Genomic DNA, 22,841 nt, shown 5'->3' on the forward strand with positions numbered 1-22,841 from the left:
CCCTAGGCGACCTCGACGCCGAACTCGCCCAGCAGGTCCTCCAGGCCGCCGCGGTAGCCCTTGCCGCCGATCACGAAGTCCCAGTCGCCGTTGGCCCGGTGCCGGAACGAGCCGAGGACCAGCGCGGTCTCCCCGGCGCGGCCGTCGGAGACGTCCAGCCGGCCCAGTTCCTCACCGCCCGCGGACAGCAGCCGGATGTGGGCGTCGGTGAACCCGGCGAGGTCGGCGTGCGGATCGACCTCCGGATCGATCGCGGCCACGAGGACCAGCCGGTCCGCCTGCGACGGCAGGGCGTCGAAGGAGACCTCCAGCGCCGCCTTGTCGGGAGCCGCGTGCTCGCGGGCCCGTACCGAACCGTCCGGGGTGCGCGGGTTGTTGAAGAAGACGAAGTGCTCCTCGCTCAGCACCCGGTTGCCCGTGCAGACCAGCGCGCACACGTCGAGGGCGACCGAGCCCGACCAGGACATGCCGAGCACGTTGTGGTCGGCCGGGGGAGCCGGTTCGGGTGCGGGCGCTCGCCGGGCCGGGGCCGGGGAGCCGTCGCCGAGCCGGCCGCGCAGCCCGTACTGGTGGAGCAGCTCGACCAGGTCCGTCCCGGGAACCAACTCCAGCGGCTTGCCGTTGGCGAAGGTGTACGACCCGGGCCCGAAGGACGCGGTGGTGACCAGCACCCCCTTGTTCGCCCCCTTGTCCTGGACCGTGCCGTACAGATCACGCACGGCCGTCGGCGGCACCGTGTTCCGGTAGCGCTTGACCTGCACCACGATCCGCCCGCCCCGGATCGGCGCCGGGTCCACCGCCTCCACGTCGACCCCGCCGTCTCCGGACCGTTGCGTGGTCACCGCCTCCATGCCCATCGCCCGGAACAGCTCGGCGACCAGGTTCTCGAAGGCGATCGGGTCCATCGCGAAGAGATCCGGCTCGTCCTCGTCCGCGTCGCCCGCGTGCCCACCATGGCTGACGACATCCCCGCCGACCTCGTCGGGCCGGCGCCCGGGGCGCACCGCCGTCAGCTGGTCGGGCCGCGTCGACAGCAGCCCGCCCAGCCCCGAGACCAGACAGTCCACCGCGCTGACCTGCTCCAGCCGCAGCCCGGCGAAGGCGCTGCGCGCCGCCGGTACCGTGGCGAGCACGAACCGCGCCTCCTGACCGGTCACCGGATCGTGGCAGTCCACGAAGCCGTTGACCACGACGGAGTCCAGTACGTCGAACTCGTCCGCCGCGTACAGCTCGCGCACCACCAGCAGCACGCACTGGGCCAACAGGTCCCGGTACAGCGCCCGGCGTTCGGTGACCGGGCGGGGTTTCACCTTGTCCTGGTCCGTGCTCGGGAGGTACTGCACCGCCCGGGCCTCCGGCACCACCGCGTACCCGGGCAGCTCCCAGTCCAGCACCAGCTGGCGCGCGGCCGGGTCGTACGCCGCCGTCACCTGCCGCGGCAGCCGCTCGGGCCAGGCCGTCGAGGCGTACAGGGCCGCCGAGAAGTACTCCACCGCCGCCTCGGCGTCACCCGCGCGCAGGGCCTCGGCCAGTTCCGTGAGCCCGCCGTTGTGCGCCAGCGCCCCCGCCATCTGCTCCGCCGCCCACCGGTCGTACTGCTGGCGGTACGCGGCCAGTTGCTGCCGGCGTTGCGCCTCCGCGGCGTTCGCCGCCTGCCAGGCCTGGGTGTAGCGGGCGTGCGCCTCCCGCTCCGCCTGCGCCCGGTGGTTCGAGCCGAGCGTCCAGCCGCTGCTCTGCCGCTGGAAGTCCTCGATGCGGGGCATCGGTACCGGGTGGGCCAGGGTGCCGGGGTCGAAGGGCTGCAGCCCGTCGGGCCGGGCCAGGGCGGATATCCGGAACGCCGGTGCCCGGCAGCCCGCGGCCAACAGGCCCTTGAGGGCCTCGACCTCGGCGTCGAACTGCGCGGTGCGCCGCAGGGCCTCGGCCTCGCGGTACTGCCGGTGGCTCCGGTTCGCGTCCCGTTCGTGGGCCCGCTGCCGGCGTTCGGCCTCCCGCTGCTGGACCAGCTGCGTCTGTTGCTGCCGGCGCTGTGCCTCGGCCCAGTTCCCGATCAGTCCGCTGCCCGCTCGACGGCTCATCAGCTGCGTTCTCCCCCCACCGCGTCCACGGGGAAAACACTAGTCGGCATTCGGGTGGTACGTCCCCCCGGTCGTACCACCCGAATGCCCTCCCGCGCCCTACAGCGCGGCCCCCGCCAGTGCCGCGACCGCCGTCGGCAGCGCGGCCCCGGAGCCGTCCCGGCGCGGGTCCACGGCCGGCAGTTCGGCCGGCGTGCCGTTCGCCGCCGCCGCGCGGACGGGGGCACCGCCCGCCCAGGCCAGGACCAGCACGTCCTCGCCCTTCAGGAACCGCTGGCAGCGCACGCCACCCGTGGCGCGGCCCTTGCGCGGGTACTGGTCGAAGGGGGTCACCTTCCCGGAGGTCACCGAGTCGTCCAGGGTGCCGTGCGAGCCCGCCACCGTGAAGACCACCGCCTCCCGCGCCGGGTCCACGGCCGAGAAGTGGATCACCTTGGCGTTCTCGGCGAGCTTGATGCCCGCCATACCGCCCGCCGGGCGGCCCTGCGGGCGGACCTGGCCCGCCGGGTAGCGCAGCAGCTGGGCGTCGTCGGTGATGAAGACCAGGTCCTCCTCACCCGTGCGCAGCTCGACCGCGCCGACGATCCGGTCGCCCTCCTTGAGGGTGATGACCTCCAGCTCGTCCTTGTTCGCCGGGTAGTCCGGCACGACGCGCTTGACCACGCCCTGCTCGGTGCCCAGCGCGAGGCCCTGCGAGGACTCGTCCAGCGAGGTCAGGCAGATCACCTTCTCGTCCGCCTCCAGCCCGGAGAGGAACTCCGAGACCGGGGCGCCGCCCGCCAGGTTCGGCGCGGCGTGCGTGTCCGGCAGCTGCGGCAGGTCGATCACCGACAGCCGCAGCAGGCGCCCGTACGAGGTGACCGCGCCGACATCGGCCCGGGCCGTCGCCGCGACCTGCGAGACGATCAGGTCGTGCTTGGCCCGGGCGCCGCCCTCCTCCTCCGGCAGCGCCTCGCCGTTCGCCGTACGCGCCAGCAGGCCCGTCGAGGACAGCAGCACCCGGCACGGGTCGTCCGCGACCTCCAGCGGAACGGCCGCCACCGCGGTGCCCGCGGACTCCAGCAGCACCGTACGGCGCTCGGTGCCGAACTTCTTCGCGACGGACGCCAGTTCCGCGGAGACCAGCTTGCGCAACTCGCTGTCCGACTCCAGGATCCCGGTCAGCTCGTCGATCTCGCCGGTCAGCCGGTCGCGCTCGGACTCCAGCTCGATCCGGTCGAAGCGGGTGAGCCGGCGCAGCGGGGTGTCCAGGATGTACTGGGTCTGGACCTCGCTCAGCGAGAACCGCTCCATCAGCCGGGTCTTGGCCTGCGCCGAGTTGTCGCTGTCCCGGATGAGCCGGATGACCTCGTCGATGTCGAGGAGCGCCACCAGCAGGCCCTCGACCAGGTGCAGCCGGTCGCGGCGCTTGGTGCGGCGGAACTCGCTGCGCCTGCGGACGACCTCGAAGCGGTGGTCGAGATAGACCTCCAGCAGCTCCTTGAGGCCCAGCGTCAGGGGCTGCCCGTCCACCAGCGCCACGTTGTTGATGCCGAAGGACTCCTCCATCGGCGTCAGCTTGTAGAGCTGCTCCAGCACGGCCTCCGGGTGGAAGCCGTTCTTGATCTCGATGACCAGGCGCAGGCCGTGCGAGCGGTCGGTGAGGTCCTTGACGTCGGCGATGCCCTGGAGCCTCTTCGAGCCGACCAGGTCCTTGATCTTCGCGATGACCTTCTCGGGGCCGACCGTGAAGGGCAGTTCGGTGACGACCAGGCCCTTGCGGCGCGCCGTCACGTCCTCCACGGCCACCGTCGCGCGGATCTTGAAGGTGCCCCGCCCGTTCTCGTAGGCGTCCTTGATGCCCGAGAGCCCGACGATCCGGCCGCCCGTCGGCAGGTCGGGGCCCGGCACGAAGCGCATCAGCGCCTCCAGGTCCGCCTGCGGGTACCGGATCAGGTGACGGGCTGCCGCGATGACCTCGCCGAGGTTGTGCGGGGGCATGTTGGTGGCCATGCCGACGGCGATTCCGGACGCGCCGTTGACCAGCAGGTTCGGGTACGCGGCGGGCAGCGCGACCGGCTCCCGCTCCTGGCCGTCGTAGTTGGCGGTGAAGTCGACGGTGTCCTCGTCGATCGACTCCGTCATCAGCGACGTGGCATCGGCCATCTTGCACTCGGTGTAACGCATCGCGGCCGGCGGGTCGTCGTTGCCGAGCGAGCCGAAGTTGCCGTGGCCGTCGACCAGCGGCAGCCGCATGGAGAAGGGCTGGGCCATGCGCACGAGGGCGTCGTAGATGGACGCGTCACCGTGCGGGTGGAGCTTGCCCATGACCTCGCCGACGACACGGGCGCACTTCACGTACCCGCGGTCGGGACGCAGGCCCATCTCGTTCATCTGGTAGACGATGCGCCGGTGCACCGGCTTCATGCCGTCCCGGGCGTCGGGCAGGGCACGGGAGTAGATCACCGAGTACGCGTACTCGAGGAAGGAGCCCTGCATTTCGTCGACGACGTCGATGTCGAGGATCTTCTCCTCGAAATCCTCCGGCGGCGGGGTCTTCGTGCTGCGGCGGGCCATCGCTGCGCGGCTCCTTAACCAAAATGGGGTGTGCTGGCTGTCGGGTGGGGTGTCTGATCGGGTCTGGCGGGGTCGGGCGGTCTTGTGGTGTCCGGCGAGGGTACGACGCGGACCATTGTGGCCCGACGCACCGACAACGCCGACTCCGACCCCGGGGGTCCCCCGGACGGAGTGCGGGGGAGTGACCCGGGAACTTATCCGGCGGTCGGCGCGCTTGCATACAGTGGCAGGTCGATAAGAAATCTCTGCATCGCGATCGAAGGGACCACATGCCCATGGGTCACACGGCCACAGCCCAGGCCGGCTCCGGCGGCCTGACAGCGACCGAGCACCGGCTGGCCAACGGCCTACGCGTGGTGCTCTCCGAGGACCACCTGACCCCGGTCGCCGCGGTCTGCCTCTGGTACGACGTCGGCTCGCGCCACGAAGTCAAGGGACGCACCGGACTGGCTCACCTCTTCGAGCACCTGATGTTCCAGGGGTCGGCGAGCGTACCCGGCAACGGGCACTTCGAACTGGTCCAGGGCGCCGGCGGTTCCCTCAACGGCACCACCAGCTTCGAGCGCACCAACTATTTCGAGACGATGCCGACGCACCAGCTGGAGCTCGCGCTCTGGCTGGAGGCGGACCGGATGGGGTCCCTGCTGGCCGCCCTGGACGACGAGTCCATGGAGAACCAGCGCGACGTCGTCAAGAACGAGCGCCGCCAGCGGTACGACAACGTCCCCTACGGCACGGCCTTCGAGCGGCTCACCGCCCTGGCCTACCCCGAGGGTCACCCGTACCACCACACCCCGATCGGCTCCATGGCCGACCTGGACGCCGCCTCCCTGGAGGACGCGCGCGCCTTCTTCCGCACGTACTACGCGCCCAACAACGCGGTGCTGTCGGTCGTCGGCGACATCGACCCCGAGAAGACGCTCGCCTGGGTCGAGAAGTACTTCGGCACCATCCCCGCGCACGACGGCAAGCAGCCGCCCCGCGACGGCTCGCTGCCCGACATCATCGGGGAGCAGCTGCGCGAGGAGATCGTCGAGGAGGTCCCGGCGCGTGCGCTGATGGCCGCCTACCGACTGCCGCACGACGGCACCCGCGAGTGCGACGCCGCCGACGTGGCGCTGACCATCCTGGGCGGCGGCGAGTCCTCGCTGCTGCACAACCGGCTGGTGCGCCGCGACCAGACGGCCGTCGCGGCCGGCTTCGGCATGCTGCGCCTGGCCGGGGCGCCCTCCCTGGGCTGGCTGGACGTCAAGACCTCCAGCGGGGTCGAGATCCCCGCCATCGAGGCGGCCGTGGACGAGGAGCTCGCGCGGTTCGCCGCCGAGGGCCCGACGGCCGAGGAGATGGAGCGCGCCCAGGCGCAGCTGGAGCGCGAGTGGCTGGACCGGCTGAGCACGGTGGCCGGCCGCGCCGACGAACTGTGCCGCTTCGCGGTGCTGTTCGGCGACCCGCAGCTGGCGCTGACCGCCGTCCGGCGCGTCCTCGACGTCACCGCCGAGGAGGTGCAGGCCGTGGCCGCGGCCCGACTGCGCCCGGACAACCGCGCCGTGCTCGTCTACGAGCCGCTCGCGGCCGACGAGTCCGACCAGCACGACGACTCCGACGAGAACGAGGGGGCGGAGCAGTGAGCGACACGGCAGCCGTCACGATGACCTTCCACCCGCGACCGCAGGCCGGCGAGCCGCAGCCGTGGGCCTTCCCGGCCCCCGACCGCGGGCAGCTGTCCAACGGGCTGACCCTGCTGCGCTGCCACCGGCCGGGCCAGCAGGTCGTCGCGGTCGAGGTCAACCTCGCCGCCCCGCTGGACGCCGAGCCCGAGGGCCTGGACGGCGTGGCGACCATCATGGCGCGGGCGTTCTCCGAGGGCACCGACAAGCACTCCGCCGAGGAGTTCGCGGCCGAGCTGGAGCGCTGCGGCGCCACCCTCGACGCGCACGCCGACCACCCGGGCCTGCGGGTCTCGCTGGAGGTCCCGGCCTCCCGGCTGCCCAAGGCGCTCGGTCTGCTCGCCGAGGCGCTGCGCGCCCCGGCGTTCGCCGACGCCGAGGTCGACCGGCTGGTGCGCAACCGGCTCGACGAGATCCCGCACGAGCTGGCCAACCCGCAGCGCCGCGCCGCCAAGGAGCTCTCCAAGGAGCTCTTCCCGGCGTCCCTGCGCATGTCGCGGCCGCGCCAGGGCACCGAGGAGACGGTCGCCCGGATCGACTCCGCCGCCGTGCGCGCCTTCTACGAGGCCCACGTACGCCCCGCCACCGCCACCGCGGTGGTCGTCGGCGACCTGACCGGCATCGACCTGGACGCCGTACTCGCGGACACCCTGGGCGCCTGGACGGGCAACACCGCCGCCGCCCTCCCGGTGCCGCCGGTGACCGCCGACGACACCGGCCGCGTGGTCATCGTGGACCGGCCGGGCGCGGTCCAGACGCAGCTGCTCATCGGCCGGATCGGGGCGGACCGCCACGACCGGCTGTGGGCGGCCCAGGTGCTCGGCACGTACTGCCTGGGCGGCACCCTCACCTCGCGCCTGGACAAGGTGCTGCGCGAGGAGAAGGGGTACACCTACGGCGTGCGCGCCTTCGGCCAGGTGCTGCGCTCCACCGCGGACGGCAAGGGCGCCTCGATGCTCGCCATCAGCGGCTCGGTGGACACCCCGAACACCGGACCGGCGCTCGAGGACCTCTGGAAGGTCCTGCGCACCCTCGCCGAGGGCGGTCTGACCGACGCCGAACGCGATGTCGCCGTGCAGAACTTGGTGGGCGTGGCCCCGCTGAAGTTCGAGACGGCCGCCTCGGTCGCGGGCACCCTCGCCGACCAGGTCGAGCAGGAACTGCCGGACGACTACCAGTCGCATCTGTACGCCCAGCTCGCCGAGACGGGCACGGTGGAGGCCACCACGGCGGTCGTCAAGGCCTTCCCCGCGGACCGGCTGGTCACCGTCCTCGTGGGCGACGCGGCGCTGATCGAGGAGCCCGTGCGGGCCCTCGGGATCGGCGAGGTCACGGTCGTCTCCAACTGACGGTCGGATGAAGGCCCCTTGAGGGCCGGCCGAGGGTTTCGGCAAGGGGTTCTGGCGACTTGGTCACCAGAACCCCTTTTGTCCGTTTAATGGTGAGGTTGCTTGTATGCGGTGTGGCGTACGCAACAAAAAGCCGCGTCTGTTTGGCGATTGACTGATGATCCGCCTAGCGTCAGGCGTGCTGTTCGTCAGTTGTGCCCGCCGCACCCGCGGCACCGGACAGCGATCGCCGAGTCCCCGTCAGGCGCGAGCCTGGGGAGCCGGGGACCCACATGAGTCCCTGGGGTGAATCGGACCCCCTCGCAAGAGGAGGCCCGTAGGAGACCTTCCTGCTCCGAACCCGTCAGCTAACCCGGTAGGCGAGAAGGAAGGAAAGGATCAAACCCTTCATGGCGTTTGGCAGTCGTCCCGCTGGTACCGGTAAGCACCGTGGCTCCAGCCGTCTGAGCAAGAAGACCGCCGGTTACGCCGGTATCGCCGCGATCGCCACCACGGGTGTCGTCGGCTCCCTCGCCGCCCCGGCCTTCGCCGCGGACAACCACAGCAGCACCATCGGCCAGGACAACGGCCTCGGTGCCGTCGTCGTCGCCGAGGACCTTGCGGGTGACATCGCCGAACAGGCCGAGTCCCAGCACCGCGTCGCCGAGCAGGACGCCGCCAAGGCGCAGGCCGAGGCCGACGCGAAGCAGCGGGCCGCCGAGGCCAAGCGCATGGCCGAGGCCAAGGCGAAGGCCGAGCGCGAGGCCGCCGAGCGCGCCGCCCGCGAGGAGGAGCGCAAGCGCCTCAACACCTTCGTCGCCCCGGTGGACGGCTCGTACGTCAGCACGCAGTACCACGCGGGCGGCGGCATGTGGTCCTCCGGCAGCCACACGGGCATCGACTTCCACGCCGCCTCCGGCACCTCGGTCCACGCGGTGGGCCTGGGTACCGTCGTCGAGGCCGGCTGGGGTGGCGCGTACGGCAACAACGTCGTCATCAAGCACAACGACGGCACCTACACCCAGTACGGCCACATGACCTCGCTGAACGTCTCCGTCGGCGAGCAGGTCACCCCGGGTCAGCAGATCGGCCTGTCGGGCTCCACCGGCAACTCCAGCGGCCCGCACCTGCACTTCGAGGCCCGCACCGGCTCGCAGTACGGCTCGGACATCGACCCGATCGCGTACCTGCGCTCGCACGGCGTCAGCCTCTGACGTCGGCGCCTCACGCATCGCACCGCTTCACCGAAGACCCCGGCTCTCCGAGCCGGGGTCTTCGTGTGTTGCGCCTTTGTGCAAATGTTTCGTATTTCAGGCCGCTCTCGGAAATTATCGTGTGTTGCAATAGAGTCGCAGCACGCGCATGTGCGTGCAATGACGCTGGCAGTCGGAAATAGGCGGAGGTTCGGTCTTGCGTATTCCTGCGCACGCGGTATGCACAGCAATCCGCGACGACATCGTCTCCGGGGTGTTCGAGCCGGGCGGCCGGTTGACCGAGGAGGTGCTGGCCCGCCGGTACGGGGTCTCGCGCGTCCCGGTGCGTGAGGCCCTGCGGACCCTGGAGTCCGAGGGGTTCGTGACCACGCGGCGCCACGCGGGGGCGTGCGTGGCCGAGCCGACCGAGCAGGAGGCCGCGGACCTGCTGGAGCTGCGGATGCTCCTGGAGCCGCTGGCCGCCGCGCGGGCGGCCCGACGGCGCACCGACGCGCACCTCAAGGTGCTGCGCGGACTGGTCAGGCTGGGGCAGGAGCGCGCCAGGCGGGGCCAAGGGGAGGATCTGCGGTCCCTGGGCGGCTGGTTCCACGAGACGCTCGCCCAGGCCTCCGGCAGCCCCGGGCTGATCTCGCTGCTTACGCAGATGCGGCACAAGATCGCGTGGATGTACGTGGTGGAGGCTCCGGCCCGGCCCGTGGAGTCCTGGGCGGAGCACGGGGCGGTCGTGGACGCGGTGGCGCGCGGCGACGCCGAGCGGGCGCGGGCGCTGACCGCGATCCACGCGGACCGGGCGGCGGGGGCGCACCGGCTGCGGCTCCGTCCGACGGTGAGTACTTCGCAACCTGCCGTAAACATGTCGAGCGGTCGGCATTAACAGGAGCCGTATACAAAGGGTGGGATCGCGTGAATTCGCCGCGCGCCGGCCGATCCTTTTCGAATCGGTCCGAGGTGTCGTGCGCAATTCCCGTGAGGAATGATTCGAGGTGCGCCGTATTTCGGCGAGGCCTTTTCTTCGCCGCGCGGGATTTTCTCGGCATCCGCTGCTCTCGGGTCCGCCGCGAAGCGGGGTGACCGCGTCGGGCGGCGCCGCCCCGGGTTCTCGTCACACGGCCGGCCCCGGGCGGAACGACGAAGCCGCGGCCCCCGGATCGGGGGCCGCGGCTTCGCGCGTGGGGTCGAACCCGAAGGGTCAGACGGTCTCGGGGAGCTCCTCGAGACCCTCGGCGACCAGCTTCGCGAGGCGGTCGAGCGCGGCGTCCGCACCCTCGGCCTCGGAGGCGAGGACGATCTCCTCGCCGCCCTGGGCGCCCAGGCCCAGGACCGCCAGCATGGAGGCGGCGTTGACGGGGTCGCCGCCGGACTTCGCGATGGTCACCGGGACGCCGGAAGCGGTCGTCGCACGGACGAAGATCGAGGCGGGACGAGCGTGCAGGCCCTCGGCCCAGCCGACGTTGACGCGGCGCTCTGCCATGGTGATGCCCTTCAGGTTCTTACGGTTGTCTAGACCAGTCTCTCACGACGCCCGGAATGCTCGGGCCTACCATCGGCCTGAATTTTCCGCCGTTCGACCTTCCCCAGCTTGCCCTGATATGTCGCGTCCTGCCTCATCCGCCGCGCGAGGGCTCCACGGCCTGATCCGGCCGTAAGGTAGGCCCATGACCATCGAGTCGGACCCCTCCTACCCGGCCCACTGGGAAGCCGATGTCGTCCTCCGCGACGGCGGCACCGCCCGGATCAGGCCCATCACCACCGAGGACGCGGGCCGGCTGGTCAGCTTCTACGAGCAGGTCTCGGACGAGTCGAAGTACTACCGCTTCTTCGCCCCCTACCCCCGGCTCTCCGACCGCGACGTGCACCGCTTCACGCACCACGACTACGTGGACCGGGTCGGCCTCGCCGCGACCATCGGCGGGGAGTTCATCGGCACCGTCCGCTACGACCGCATCGACGCCGCCGGCCGGCCCGCCTCCGCACCCGCCGACGAGGCCGAGGTCGCCTTCCTCGTCCAGGACGCCCACCAGGGTCGCGGGGTCGCCTCCACGCTCCTCGAACACATCGGCGCGGTGGCCCGGGAGCGCGGCATCCGGCGGTTCGCCGCCGAGGTGCTGCCCGCCAACACCAAGATGATCAAAGTCTTCACGGACGCCGGCTACCAGCAGAAGCGCAGCTTCGAGGACGGCTCCGTCCGCCTCACCCTCGACCTCGAACCCACCGCCGAGTCCCTCGCCGTGCAGCGCGCCCGCGAACAACGCGCCGAGGCCCACTCGGTGCAGCGGCTGCTGGCCCCCGGTTCGGTGGCCGTCGTCGGCGTCAGCCGCTCCGGCGGGGGCGTGGGCGCGGCCGCCCTGCGCAACCTGCGCGACAGCGGCTTCCACGGCCACCTCTACGCGGTCAACGAGGCCGTCACCCGCGACCTCCTCGACGGCGTACGGGCCTACCGCACCATCGAGGCCATCGGCGCCCCGGTCGACCTCGCGGTCATCGCGGTCCCGGCCGACCGGGTCCCGGACGCGGTGGCGGCCTGCGGCGAGCACGGGGTCCAGGGGCTCGTCGTCCTGTCCGCCGGATACGGGGAGAGCGGCCCGGCCGGACTCGCCCGCCAGCGCGAACTGGTGCGGCAGGTGCGCTCGTACGGGATGCGGCTGATCGGGCCGAACGCCTACGGGGTGATCAACACCGCTCCCGAGGTGGAACTCAACGCCTCCCTCACCCCCGCGCCGATGCCGACGCGCGGCCGGATCGGCCTGTTCACGCAGTCCGGGGCGATCGGCATCGCCCTGCTCTCCGCGCTGCTGCGACGCGGCGAGGGCCTGTCCTCCTTCGTCTCCGCGGGCAACCGCGCCGACGTGTCCGGCAACGACATCCTCCAGTACTGGTACGACGACGAGACGACCGACGTCGCCCTGCTCTACCTCGAAACCCTCGGCAACCCGCGGAAGTTCACCCGCCTCGCCCGCCGCACGGCGGCCGTCAAGCCGGTGGTCGTCGCCAAGGGCGGCCGGCACAGCCCGGCCGGACACGTGGTCCCCGACACCCGGCTGCCGGACGCCACCGTCTCCGCCCTGCTGCGCCAGGCCGGCGTCATCCGCGTCGACACCGTCACCGAGCTGGTGGACGTCGGCCTCCTGCTGGCGGCGCAGCCGCTGCCCGCCGGGCCCCGCATCGCGATCCTCGGCAACTCGGAATCCCTCGGGATCCTCACCTACGACGCCTGCCTCACCCAGGGCCTGCGCCCCCTGCCGCCGCTGGACCTGACGACGGCGGCCGCGCCGGCGGACTTCCGCACCGCCCTGACCGACGCGCTCCGCTCCGAGGACTGCGACGCGGTGGTGGTCACGGCCATCCCGTGGGTGAGCGAGGACGCGCCGGAGGACGACCTGGCCGGCGCCCTGCGCGCGGCGGTGGCCGCCCACCCGGGCAAGCCGGTCGCGGTGGTGCACGTCGAGCTCGGCGAGCTCGCCCTGGCCCTGTCCGCCGTGCGCGGCGTCCCGCACACCACGTCGCCGCGGAGCTGGGGCCCCGTGGCGGACCAGGCGCCCCAGGCCTCGTCCGGGGCGCCGGCCGCGGCCGGGGACAGCATCCCCAGCTACCCCGCCGCCGAACGCGCGGTCAAAGCCGTCGCCGAGGCCGTCCGGTACGGGCAGTGGCGCCGTGCCACCGCCGAGGACGACGGGCGGGTCCCCGAGTACGAGGACATCGACGAGGCCGGAACCGCGCAGCGGCTGGCCGGGCTGCTGACCGACGTCGACCCCGGCGCCGTGCTGACGCTGACCGACTGGGACGCCCGCGAGCTGCTCGCGGGCTACGGCATCCGCGTCCTGCCCACCCTGCCCGCACCGAGCGCCGACGCGGCGGCCCGCGCCGCCGGGGTGCTGGGCTACCCGGTGGCCCTCAAGACCACCGCCCCGCACCTGCGTCACCGCGCGGACCTGGGCGGCGTACGCCTCGACCTCACGAACGAGACCGAGCTGCGGCGCTCGTACGAGGAGCTCACCGACGCGCTGGGCAAGCCGGCCGAGCTCCAGCCCGTGGTGCAGGCCATGGTGCCCCGCGGGGTCGACACCGTCGTCCGCTCCGTCATCGACCCCGCCGCGGGCGCCGTCCTCTCCTTCGGGCTCGCCGGCGTCGCCTCCGAGCTGCTCGGCGACACCGCGCACCGGCTCGTCCCGGCCACCGACCGGGACGCCGCCGGACTGATCCGGTCCATCCGGACCGCGCCCCTCCTGTTCGGCTGGCGCGGCAGCGACCCCGTGGACACCCCCGCCCTGGAGGAACTGCTGCTGCGGGTGTCCCGCCTCGTGGACGACCACCCCGAGGTGATCGGCGTCTCGCTGGAGCCGGTCGTGGTCGCCGCCGAGGGCCTGTCCGTGCTCAGCGCCACCGTCCGTGTCGCCCACCCGCCGGCCCGCGGCGATCTCGGCCCGCGGACCCTCCCCAGTTACTGACCGGGTACGGCGCGGCCTGAGGGCCCCGTACGGGCCTTAGGATGGACCTCATGGCAAAATCCGGTACGACGACCCAGGGGCTGCGCACGGCGATCGAGCGCAGCGGCTACTACCCGGCCCTCGTGGCCGAGGCCGTGGAGGCCGCGGTGGGCGGCGAGCCGATTTCGTCGTACCTGGTCCACCAGGAGACGACCTTCGACTCCAACGAGGTGCGCCGGCACGTCACCGTGCTGGTCCTGACGGGCAACCGCTTCATCGTCAGCCACACCGACGAGCAGGCCGCCGACGCCGGGTCCCCCTCCCCGTACGCGACCACCTCCACCGAGTCGGTCAAGCTGTCCAGCATCTCCTCCGTGGTGCTCAGCCGCGTCGTCGCCAACCCGGAGTCCTACACCCCCGGCACCCTGCCCCGCGAGGTCGTCCTGACCATCGGCTGGGGCGCGGTCTCCCGGATCGACCTGGAGCCGGCCGCCTGCGGCGACCCGAACTGCGACTCCGACCACGGCTACACCGGCAACTCCACCGCCGACGACCTCAGCCTGCGGGTCAGCGAGGCCGGCGACGGCCCGGAGGCGGTGCGCCAGACCCTGGTCTTCGCGCAGGCGCTCTCCGAAGCCACAGCGGCGACCTCCGCCACCCCCGCCCGCTGATGGCGTACTCCGCGGCACAGGAGTGGCCCGAGCCGGAGCTGCTGGACCTGGCGGGCGCCCCCGTCCCGGAGTACGGCGCCGGATCGCTCGCCGACCTGCTCCCCACGCTCGTGGCCGGCCAGGGCGTCCCCGGTTTCACCGCCGCGATCCCCGAGCTGACCCCGGCCGACCGGAACTGCGTGTTCCTGGTCGACGGCATGGGCTGGGAGCAGATCAAGGCCCACCCGGACGAGGCCCCGTACCTCACCTCCCTGCTCGGCAGCTCGCGCGGCGGCACCGGCCGCCCGATCACCGCGGGCTTCCCGGCGACCACCGCCACCTCGCTCGCCTCCGTGGGCACCGGCCTGCCGCCGGCCCGCCACGGCCTGCCCGGCTACGCCGTCCGCAACCCCGCCACCGGGGAACTGATGAACCAGCTCCGCTGGCACCCGTGGACCTCGCCGAAGCCCTGGCAGCCGTATCCGACCGTCTTCCAGCAGGCCGACAAGGCCGGGGTGGCGACCGCCCAGGTGTCCTCGCCCGCCTTCCAGACCACCCCGCTCACCAAGGTCGCGCTGAGCGGCGGCACCTTCCTCGGCCGGATGACCGGGGAGGAGCGGATGGACCTGGCGGCCGAGCGCCTCGCGGCAGGCGACCGCTCACTGGTCTACACGTACTACAGCGAGCTCGACGGGGCCGGCCACCGGCACGGCGTGGACTCCGACGCCTGGCGCGGCCAGCTGATGTACGTGGACCGGCTCGTCCAGCGGCTCGCCGAGCAGCTGCCGCCGCGCACCGCCCTGTACGTGACCGCGGACCACGGCATGGTCGACGTCCCCTTCGACGAGGACTCCCGGATCGACTTCGACGAGGACTGGGAGCTCGGCGCCGGCGTCGCCCTGCTCGGCGGCGAGGGGCGGGCCCGACACGTGTACGCGGTGCCGGGTGCGCAGGCCGACGTACTGACCGTGTGGCGCGAGGTGCTCGGCGACCGGTTCTGGGTCGCGAGCCGCGAAGAGGCCCTGGAACTGGGCTGGTTCGGCGCGCCGGGGGAGTGCGACGAGCGGGTGCTCGGGCGCATCGGCGACGTGGTGGCGGCGGCTCAGGCCGATGTCGCGATCACCGCCTCGCGCAACGAGCCGAACGAATCCGCCCTCACCGGAATGCACGGCTCCATGACCGCGGCGGAGCAGCTCGTCCCGCTGCTCGAGATCCGCACCTGACCCTCGCCCGACACCCCGTACGCACCCGCCCCACCACCTGCCCACGACCCGAAAGGTCCGTACTTCCCATGCCCGAGCTGGTGTTCTTCTCCGGAACGATGGACTGCGGAAAGAGCACGTTGGCGCTCCAGATCGCGCACAACCGCGATGCACGGGGGCTGCAGGGTGTGATCTTCACGCGGGACGACCGGGCGGGTGAGGGCAAGCTGTCCTCCCGGCTCGGTCTGGTGACGGAGGCGATCGAGGCGCCGGAGGGCATGGACCTGTACGCGTACCTGGTGGCTCAGCTCTCGCAGGGCGGCAAGGCCGACTACGTGATCGTGGACGAGGCGCAGTTCCTGGCGCCCGAGCAGATCGACCAGCTCGCGCGCATCGTCGACGACCTCGACATGGACGTCTTCGCCTTCGGCATCACGACCGACTTCCGCACGAAGCTGTTCCCCGGTTCGCAGCGGTTGATCGAGCTGGCGGACCGTCTGGAGCAGCTCCAGGTCGAGGCCCTGTGCTGGTGCGGAGCGCGCGCGACGCACAACGCCCGTACGGTGGGCGGGGAGATGGTGGTGGAAGGCGCCCAGGTGGTCGTCGGGGACGTGAACCGCCCGGCGGAGGAGATCGGCTACGAGGTCCTGTGCCGCCGCCACCACCGCCGCCGCATGACCTCGGCGGCGGCCCAGGCCGGCGCCCTCTCCCCGGACGTCCTCCCGGTCAACCACGCCTGACCACCCATCCCGTGGTCTCTTCCGGGATGGTTCTGCCGCCTTTCGCTGCAGGTCAGCCGCCCCAGCAGGGCGTCCGGGCGCCGACGGCCTCTGCGCCGGCCTCGATGCGGAAGGCCAGGCCCGTGGTGAACTCCGGGCCGAGGGACTGACCGTACTGCTCGCTGAGTTCGCGGGGCGACACGAAGACGACGGTGGCCTGACGGAGGTGCCCCTCCTCGCCTGGGTGAAGCACATCTCCAGGTCGGGATCGGCGTGCGGGGACGAGGGTGTGTGGAGCTGCCGGCCGTCGGCGGCAGCCGCTTTGCGGTGGTGGGCGACGACCTCCTGCGGGTGTCCGACCCGGTCGACATCGCGACGGGGGAGATGACCCTGCCGCAGGTCGACCTCTCCCTGCCGGGGGTGCTCCCGCTCGTCGTGGACGGTACCCATCTGTCGGAGTACCGCTACGGCCACTGGTTGCTACACGCCGGACACGAACTAGGACGAGCACATGAATTTCCCCCAAGTCCCCGTACGGCTGCTCGCCCACGAGTCCTTGCCCGGTATCGCCGACGCGCTCGGGACCATGGACGGCTGGCTCCTGCGCGACGGCGCGCACTGGCTCATGACCCGGCACGAAGGCGTGATCACCGGCGGCCGGGTCGCCGCCGATCCGTCCCGGGTGCTCGCAGACCGCGCTGTGTGGACCGACCCGGCTCCGGACGGCTCCGACACGTACTGCTCGCCGCTGCCCGGCGGCGCCCTGGCCGTCAGTAGCCGGGAGGCCGTCACCGTCCATGAGGCCGACGGCACCGTCCGCTGGGAGCACCGCCACCGCGACTGGCAGCATTCACCCGAGGCCGCCGGTGCGTGCACGCCCGACCCGGCCGGGCGGGTCCTTCTGGCGACCATGGCCGGTCACCTCGGACCCGACGGCCTCTCCAGGGGCGACATCTGTCGCGCCCTCGACCTGGCCTCCGGCGAGGTGCTCGCCGAGCACGTCCTGCCGTCCTTCTCCGCGACGTACGCCTTCCAGCAGTTCCCGGACGCACGCCCCGAGGTTCTGCTCACCGCCTCCATGGGCCAGGACGGCACCCATTGCCTCCTGGTCACCTGCACGGCCGGCGGGCTCGACATCCGTGCGGCGGGCACCGCCCAGGAACCCTACGTCGGACTCGGTGCGGACGGGGTGCTGATCAGCCAGGACGTCGGCGGCGGATACCTCTGCCGCACGCAGGACGGCGCAGGCGACGTCATCATCGAAGCCCGCAACGTGCTGCCCGACGAGTGGGTCTTCGTCGGCTACACCCCGGGCTTCGTCGACAGCGACCGGATCCTGGTCGTGACGGGCGAGGAACAGTGGGCAGAGGAAGGCACCCACCTTCTCCTCGATGCACGCACACTCGAGCCTGTCGCCGAACTCGACTACCCCCAGGTTCCGGGAGTTGCGGCCGTGCCGCTCGGTGACGGCACATGGCTCACCCACGACCAAGAGACAGTGCAGCGTTGGACGACGGCCTGACCGCCCCGCCCCCGGGCCGAGGGTCGGCAGTCGCCCGTTCGGTGGATCCGGTGGAGCGGCCGTGAACCAGGAAGCGTATCGCCGAGAGCTCGATTATCTGATCCGGTACGCGCACGACGACTGGCTCGGGTTCTCCGTCGTCAGCGGGGCGGCGGGCGGTCTGCTCGGACGCGGCGCCTCGTTCGAGGTGCAGCTGGGGCTGCTCCTGCGGATCGTCGGCGATCTGTATGACGCCGGAGCGCGAGCGGGCGATCTGACGGAGTCGACAAACGAGCCGTTCCTGCCGTGGAAGGCGGACAAAGCCGACGCCCTGACCCGGATCGCCGCGGAGGTCGAGCCGCATTCCCGATTGCCCGACTCCGGTGATGTCTGCTGGTTCGCGGTGCACTGAGCCGGACACGGGCCTCCCGCGGGAGCGGAGATCGGGTGCGGCCGAGCGGAGGGGCGGCGGCTGTACGCCCTGACCGGATCGGCGCGCACCACGAAGACGGCCGGCCCGTGCGACCCGGACTTCGGGCCCTCGGGTGGGCCGTACACTCGGCCCATGGGTCGCACACGTTCCTCGAGGCAGTGCCTGCAGCAGGCCGCCTTCGGGATGCGCCCGACCGCCGGGACCGCGACCGTCGTCGACCCGGCCGACGAGGTCCTCGCCGTAGCGCCCAAGACGCGCCGTACGGCCCTGCACGGCCACGGCTAGCGCTTCGCGCCTCCGGCCCCTCCGCTCCACATCACCACAGCAGCTTCCCGGCATGCCGCCGGCGCTGCCGCCTGGCTACGGCCGCACGCCCGGGCCCGAGCCCCCTCGAAGGGATCATTGTGAAGCTGAGCGAATTGCTGGCCGGGCAGGAGCACCACGTCCTCCAGGGTGATCCGGACACGACGCTGATCACCGCGGGAACCACCTTCGACGCCGACCGGGTGATGCCGGGCTCGCTCTTCATCGCCGTACCCGGACACCGGGAGGGTGGTCCCGCCTCCGTCCCGCCCGCCCTGGCCCGGGGCGCCGCCGCCGTCCTGGTCGACGGCAGTGAGCCCGCCCTGCCGGCCGCGGTATGGCCCCCGGGCACCTGCGCGGTCCGGGTCCCCGACACGCGGACGGCCGCGGCGGTGGTGACCTCCCGCTACTTCGGCGAGCCCGGGAAGCAGATGGACATGGTGGCGATCACCGGCACCAACGGGAAGACCTCCGTGTCGTACATGGTCGAGTCCGTCCTGCGGATCGCCGAGGGCTCCAGGGTGGGGGTGATCGGAACCGCCGGCAGCAGGATCGGCGACGAGCCGATCCCCATGCCGCCCTCGGTGCTGACCACGCCGGAATCCCCCGACCTGCAGTACCTGCTGGGGTACATGCGCGACCGCGGGGCCGCCGGCGTCGTGCTGGAGGCCACCTCGATGGCGCTGCTGACGCACCGGGTGGACCGTACGTTCATCGACGTCGGGGTCTTCACCAACCTCACGCAGGACCATCTGGACGACCACGGGACGATGGCGGACTACCGGGACGCCAAGCTGCGGCTCTTCCAGGGCCTGTGCCGGCGTGCGGTGGTCAACGCCGACGATCCGGTGGGCGCGTCCATCGTGTCGATGATGCCGGGTGCGGTGACCACGTACGCCCTGGACCGCCCGGCCGACTACCGTGCCACCGACCTCGTGGTGAATGCCTCGGGTACGCGGTTCACCCTCCACCACGCCGGACGCGCCTACCCGGCCTCGATCCCCGTCCCCGGCCGGTTCTCGGTGGCCAACGCGCTGGCCACGGTGGCGGCCTGCCACGTGCTGGGGCACGAACTGGGCCCCCTGGTCGAGGCGCTCGACCTGATGCCTCCGGTCCCGGGCCGGCTGGAACGCTTCCGGACCCCGCTCGGCACCTCCGTGATCGTGGACTACGCCCACTCGCCGGACTCCCTGGAGAAGGTCCTGATCACCATCCGGGGCTTCGCCCGCGGCCGGGTGATCACGGTCTTCGGCTGCGGCGGGGACCGCGACACCACCAAACGCGCAGAGATGGGCCGGATCGCCGGGACCCATTCCGACCTCTGCGTCCTGACCTCGGACAACCCCCGCAACGAGGACCCCGAGGCCATCCTGGACCAGGTCTCCCACGGACTCACGGAGACCGACACCCCCTTCCGGCGCCACGCCGACCGCCGCCGGGCGATCGCCTTCGCGCTGTCCGAGGCCGGCCCCGACGACACGGTCCTGATCGCCGGTAAGGGCAGCGAGCCGCACCAGATCGTAGGCGAGGAGCTGCTCCCCTTCAGTGACATGGCCACCGTGCGCGAACTGGCCCAGCCCTAGGTCGCGCACGCGGCACGGGTCTGCCGCGATTCCAGGGCCCGCCGGGCACGCCCCGTATCGTGAGGGCATGAAGGGCATGAAGGTGTACCGGAGCACTGCTGTGCGTGTCGACGCGATGCTCGAAGACTTGCGCACGCTCGTCGAGGTCGAGTCCCCGTCGCGTGACCTCGACGCGCTGAACGCGTCGGCCCGCGCCGTGGCCGAGGTCATCGAGGGCCGGCTGGGTGGGCAGGCCGTCCTGGTGGAGAGCCAGGCCGGGCCGCACGTGCACTGGTCGGGCGGAGGCGAGCCCCGGGTGCTGATCCTCGGTCACCACGACACCGTCTTCCCGCTGGGGACGCTGGCGCGCCGCCCCTTCCGCGTCGAGGGCGGGCGCGCGACCGGCCCCGGTGTTTTCGACATGCTCGGCGGTCTGGTCCAGGCGATTCACGGCCTGGCGGCGCTGGACGACCTGTCGGGCGTGGAGGTTCTGGTGACCGCCGACGAGGAGGTCGGTTCCGGTTCCTCCCGGGCCCTGATCGAGGAGCGGGCCCGTGCCTGCGGCGCGGTGCTGGTGTTCGAGGGCGCGGCCGAGGGCGGCGGCCTGAAGACGGGCCGTAAGGGCTGCGGCACGTTCGAGGTGGTCATCAAGGGTCGGGCGGCGCACGCGGGGCTGGAGCCGGAGGCCGGCGTGAACGCGTTGGTCGAGGCGGCCCACCAGGTGCTGGACATCGTGGCGCTGGGCCGGCCGGAGATCGGGACGACGGTGACGCCGACGGTGGCGTCGGCGGGAACCTCGGACAACGTCGTTCCGGCGGAGGCGAGGGTGCTGGTCGACGTCCGGGTCGAGTCGGCCCGGGAGAAGGAGCGCGTCGAGTCGGCGATGGCGGCACTGGCCCCGCATCTGGACGAGGCGGAGATCGTGGTCCGCGGTGCCGTGGGCCGGCCCCCGATGCCCGAGTCGGCGTCGGCCGAGTTGTTCGAGATCGCGCGGCGACTGCTGCCGGGCATCGAGGGCAAGGCCGTCGGCGGCGGCAGCGACGGCAATTTCACCGGCGCGCTGGGGGTGCCGACGCTCGACGGCCTGGGAGCGGTCGGCGGCGGCGCCCACGCCGACCACGAGTACCTGGTGGTCGACGCGATGGCGGAGCGGGCGCACCTCGTCACCGGACTGGTGAACGCGATCCGCGACGGCGGAACCGGCCGCTGAGCCGTTCCGTCATGTGCGGCTGACCGTCGGGCGGGGCGCCGTCAGGCGGCGCCGGGCGAGGAGGCCGCCGACGCCGGGGACGGCCGACAGCGCGACGGTCGTGCGGTCCGCTTGCGGTTCACGGACGGTGGCGATCAGGACGATCAGGTAGGCGCAGCCGTGCAGGGGGCCGACGGCCGAGGCGACGGCGCGCAGGTGAAACGTTCCGAGGTTGCCCAACAGGACGACCATGGTGCCGAGTTCCAGGAGAGCGGCGGTCCGCAGGAGGCGGCCGGGGCGGTGCATGTCAGGCTCCTGTGGTGGATCCGGGGCGGACGATCATCAGGACGGTCACCGTCGCCCACAGCAGGTTGAACAGTCCGGTGTGCATGCTCAGTTGCCCCACGGTCCGCCGGGTGGTCGCGGCCTCCCGCGGATCGAGGGTGCCGTCGAGGACGGTCAACGTCGTTGCCTGACGGGGGATTACCAGGATGCCGAGCACGGCCGCGGCCGCCGCGGTCAGCGCGATCGAGGTGAGCAGCCAGGGGCTGCTCAGCACGTCGAGGCTGTTGGCGGTCGCCAGCCCGAACACCGGTACCACGACCGCGATCACGGCGTAGACCCGGCAGATGCGGTGCAGCGTACGGGCCTCGGCGAGGGTCGCCGCGTCGCCGGGTGCGGCCAGGGCGCGGCGGGCCGTCGGGGGGAACATGCTCGCGGCGACGGTGACCGGGCCGATGGTGATGACCGCCGCCAGGACGTGGACGGCGAGCAGGAATTTCGTCACGGGGTGATCCAGGTGGTCAGGAGCGGGCGGGCGCCGGAAGGCCGAGCGGAGGGGCGCCGTGGACACCGACGCTAGGCGCGGTGCGCCATCGATGGAAGTGGCTGGAATGCCAGTAGGCAACGGATTGTGGCCAACTGCGATCTGTGTCGATCAGATGGCTGTGACCTGCGGGAACCGGCTCCGGTGCCGATGGTCCGGTGTGAGGACCGAGCCGCGCCCGGCTAAGGTCGGGCCATGCATACCGTGGTCGTGCTCGCCCTGGACGGCGTGATTCCGTTCGACCTGTCCACCCCGATCGAGGTGTTCGCACGGACCCGCCTTCCCGACGGCCGTCCGGCCTACCGGGTCCGTGTGTGCGCGCCCGCCGAGGAGATCGACGCCGGGGCGTTCGTGCTGCGCGCGCCGTGGCCGCTGGCGGAGCTGGCCGAGGCGGACACGATCGTCCTGCCCGGTGTGGCCGACCCTGCGGCACCGGTACCCGAGGAGGTCCTCGACGCGCTGCGGCAGGCCGCCGCCCGGGGGACCCGGATCGCCTCCATCTGCGTGGGCGCCTTCGTCCTGGCCGCCACCGGACTCCTGGACGGCCTGCGCGTCACCACCCACTGGTCGGCCGCCGGGCTGCTCGCCGCGCTCCACCCCGCCGTCGAGGTGGACCCGGAGGTGCTCTACGTCGACAACGGACAGCTGCTCACCTCGGCCGGCGCCGCCGCCGGGCTGGACCTGTGCCTGCACATGATCCGGCGCGACCTCGGCTCGGCGGTGGCCGCGGATGCCGCCCGGTTGTCCGTCATGCCGCTGGAACGCGACGGCGGGCAGGCACAGTTCATCGTCCACGACCAGCCGCCGGCCCCGCGGGGATCGGTGCTGGAGCCGCTCATGCGGTGGATGGAGGACAACGCCCGCCGCGACCTCACGCTCGACGAGGTCGCCGCCCAGGGCGGCATGAGCGTGCGGACCCTCAACCGGCGCTTTCGTGAACAGACCGGCACTTCGCCGCTGCAGTGGCTGCACCGAGCCCGGGTCCGACAGGCGCAGTATCTGCTGGAGACCACCGCGCACCCCGTCGAACGGATCGCCGCGCAGGTCGGCTTCGGTTCCCCCACGGCATTCCGGGAGCGGTTCAAGCGACTCACCGGAACCAGCCCGCACGCCTACCGGCGCACGTTTCAGGTGAAGGATCGGACTTCATGGAATTCCACGCGAACGGTGCCACCGCGGCCCTGATCCG

General features: G+C 72.2%; 20 protein-coding genes, 1 pseudogene and 1 riboswitch. Of the genes and pseudogenes, 15 read left to right on the top strand and 6 right to left on the bottom strand.

Annotated features, from left to right (window positions below; genetic code table 11):
• Positions 1–2 precede the first annotated feature (2 nt).
• Both OG624_RS29815 and OG624_RS29820 read right to left on the bottom strand, forming a co-directional pair.
• Positions 3–2,078, bottom strand: coding sequence for a restriction endonuclease (locus OG624_RS29815; protein WP_371639999.1), 2,076 nt, complete (start codon positions 2,076–2,078; stop codon positions 3–5).
• Positions 2,079–2,177: 99 nt separating this feature from the next.
• On the bottom strand, positions 2,178–4,634 hold the full coding sequence (locus tag OG624_RS29820; RefSeq protein ID WP_371640000.1) for a DNA gyrase/topoisomerase IV subunit A: 2,457 nt from the start codon (positions 4,632–4,634) through the stop codon (positions 2,178–2,180).
• 275 nt (positions 4,635–4,909) lie between these two features.
• On the opposite strand from OG624_RS29820, the gene OG624_RS29825 reads away from it, so the two are divergent.
• From OG624_RS29825 to OG624_RS29840, 4 genes are all read left to right on the top strand, one after another.
• Positions 4,910–6,262, top strand: a complete 1,353-nt coding sequence (locus OG624_RS29825) for a M16 family metallopeptidase (RefSeq protein ID WP_033217853.1) — start codon at positions 4,910–4,912, stop codon at positions 6,260–6,262.
• 20 nt (positions 6,263–6,282) lie between these two features.
• Complete coding sequence (locus OG624_RS29830) at positions 6,283–7,650, top strand: M16 family metallopeptidase (RefSeq protein WP_033217855.1); 1,368 nt, start codon at positions 6,283–6,285, stop codon at positions 7,648–7,650.
• A gap of 217 nt (positions 7,651–7,867) precedes the next feature.
• Positions 7,868–8,026: riboswitch (cyclic di-AMP (ydaO/yuaA leader) on the top strand.
• Positions 8,027–8,039: 13 nt separating this feature from the next.
• Positions 8,040–8,843: a M23 family metallopeptidase gene (locus tag OG624_RS29835; RefSeq protein WP_033217486.1), complete on the top strand. Its 804-nt coding sequence runs from the start codon at positions 8,040–8,042 to the stop codon at positions 8,841–8,843.
• A gap of 196 nt (positions 8,844–9,039) precedes the next feature.
• Entirely contained in the window at positions 9,040–9,717 is a 678-nt protein-coding gene (locus tag OG624_RS29840) for a GntR family transcriptional regulator (RefSeq protein ID WP_033217490.1), read from the top strand.
• A gap of 315 nt (positions 9,718–10,032) precedes the next feature.
• Here OG624_RS29840 and OG624_RS29845 read toward each other — a convergent pair whose 3' ends face one another.
• On the bottom strand, positions 10,033–10,314 hold the full coding sequence (locus tag OG624_RS29845; RefSeq protein ID WP_030012489.1) for an HPr family phosphocarrier protein: 282 nt from the start codon (positions 10,312–10,314) through the stop codon (positions 10,033–10,035).
• Positions 10,315–10,498: 184 nt separating this feature from the next.
• Between OG624_RS29845 and OG624_RS29850 the strand changes: the two genes are divergently transcribed.
• From OG624_RS29850 to OG624_RS29865, 4 genes are all read left to right on the top strand, one after another.
• The gene (locus tag OG624_RS29850; protein WP_371640001.1) at positions 10,499–13,288 is read left to right on the top strand and encodes a bifunctional acetate--CoA ligase family protein/GNAT family N-acetyltransferase; all 2,790 of its coding nucleotides are present in this window, start codon (positions 10,499–10,501) and stop codon (positions 13,286–13,288) included.
• 50 nt (positions 13,289–13,338) lie between these two features.
• On the top strand, positions 13,339–13,938 hold the full coding sequence (locus OG624_RS29855; RefSeq protein ID WP_030713230.1) for a DUF5998 family protein: 600 nt from the start codon (positions 13,339–13,341) through the stop codon (positions 13,936–13,938).
• A complete protein-coding gene (locus OG624_RS29860) occupies positions 13,938–15,140 on the top strand; it encodes an alkaline phosphatase family protein (RefSeq protein WP_326749154.1) in 1,203 nt (400 codons plus the stop codon). Before OG624_RS29855 ends, OG624_RS29860 begins: the two co-directional genes overlap by 1 nt.
• 68 nt (positions 15,141–15,208) lie before the next feature.
• Entirely contained in the window at positions 15,209–15,859 is a 651-nt protein-coding gene (locus OG624_RS29865) for a thymidine kinase (RefSeq protein ID WP_033217496.1), read from the top strand.
• 52 nt (positions 15,860–15,911) lie between these two features.
• Here the strand turns inward: OG624_RS29865 and OG624_RS29870 are convergent, their stop codons facing one another.
• Positions 15,912–16,091 (bottom strand): hypothetical protein, encoded by a 180-nt coding sequence (locus OG624_RS29870; protein WP_371588604.1) that lies wholly within the window; start codon positions 16,089–16,091, stop codon positions 15,912–15,914.
• A gap of 101 nt (positions 16,092–16,192) precedes the next feature.
• Between OG624_RS29870 and OG624_RS29875 the strand changes: the two are divergent.
• The 6 genes and pseudogenes from OG624_RS29875 to OG624_RS29900 form a co-directional block, all read left to right on the top strand.
• Positions 16,193–16,315 (top strand): annotated as a pseudogene (locus OG624_RS29875) (DUF6531 domain-containing protein); the annotation flags it as partial.
• A gap of 34 nt (positions 16,316–16,349) precedes the next feature.
• The gene (locus OG624_RS29880; RefSeq protein WP_371640937.1) at positions 16,350–17,360 is read left to right on the top strand and encodes a hypothetical protein; all 1,011 of its coding nucleotides are present in this window, start codon (positions 16,350–16,352) and stop codon (positions 17,358–17,360) included.
• Positions 17,361–17,421: 61 nt separating this feature from the next.
• Positions 17,422–17,751 (top strand): hypothetical protein, encoded by a 330-nt coding sequence (locus tag OG624_RS29885; RefSeq protein ID WP_371640003.1) that lies wholly within the window; start codon positions 17,422–17,424, stop codon positions 17,749–17,751.
• A gap of 153 nt (positions 17,752–17,904) precedes the next feature.
• Positions 17,905–18,057, top strand: coding sequence for a hypothetical protein (locus OG624_RS29890; RefSeq protein WP_161293150.1), 153 nt, complete (start codon positions 17,905–17,907; stop codon positions 18,055–18,057).
• 119 nt (positions 18,058–18,176) lie between these two features.
• Positions 18,177–19,658: a UDP-N-acetylmuramoyl-L-alanyl-D-glutamate--2,6-diaminopimelate ligase gene (locus OG624_RS29895; protein ID WP_326749156.1), complete on the top strand. Its 1,482-nt coding sequence runs from the start codon at positions 18,177–18,179 to the stop codon at positions 19,656–19,658.
• A 76-nt stretch (positions 19,659–19,734) separates the two neighbouring features.
• The gene (locus OG624_RS29900; RefSeq protein ID WP_371640885.1) at positions 19,735–20,847 is read left to right on the top strand and encodes a M20 family metallopeptidase; all 1,113 of its coding nucleotides are present in this window, start codon (positions 19,735–19,737) and stop codon (positions 20,845–20,847) included.
• Between the two features lie 9 nt (positions 20,848–20,856).
• Here OG624_RS29900 and OG624_RS29905 read toward each other — a convergent pair whose 3' ends face one another.
• Together OG624_RS29905 and OG624_RS29910 are read right to left on the bottom strand one after the other, a co-directional pair.
• A complete protein-coding gene (locus OG624_RS29905) occupies positions 20,857–21,132 on the bottom strand; it encodes a DUF3817 domain-containing protein (RefSeq protein ID WP_266353576.1) in 276 nt (91 codons plus the stop codon).
• A gap of 1 nt (position 21,133) precedes the next feature.
• Positions 21,134–21,613: a hypothetical protein gene (locus OG624_RS29910; protein WP_266353577.1), complete on the bottom strand. Its 480-nt coding sequence runs from the start codon at positions 21,611–21,613 to the stop codon at positions 21,134–21,136.
• A 234-nt stretch (positions 21,614–21,847) separates the two neighbouring features.
• Between OG624_RS29910 and OG624_RS29915 the strand changes: the two genes are divergently transcribed.
• Positions 21,848–22,837, top strand: a complete 990-nt coding sequence (locus OG624_RS29915) for a GlxA family transcriptional regulator (RefSeq protein WP_371640004.1) — start codon at positions 21,848–21,850, stop codon at positions 22,835–22,837.
• The last annotated feature ends 4 nt before the right edge of the window (positions 22,838–22,841 follow it).

Origin of the sequence: Streptomyces virginiae (assembly GCF_041432505.1) — a bacterium.
Lineage (GTDB): Bacteria > Actinomycetota > Actinomycetes > Streptomycetales > Streptomycetaceae > Streptomyces > Streptomyces virginiae_A.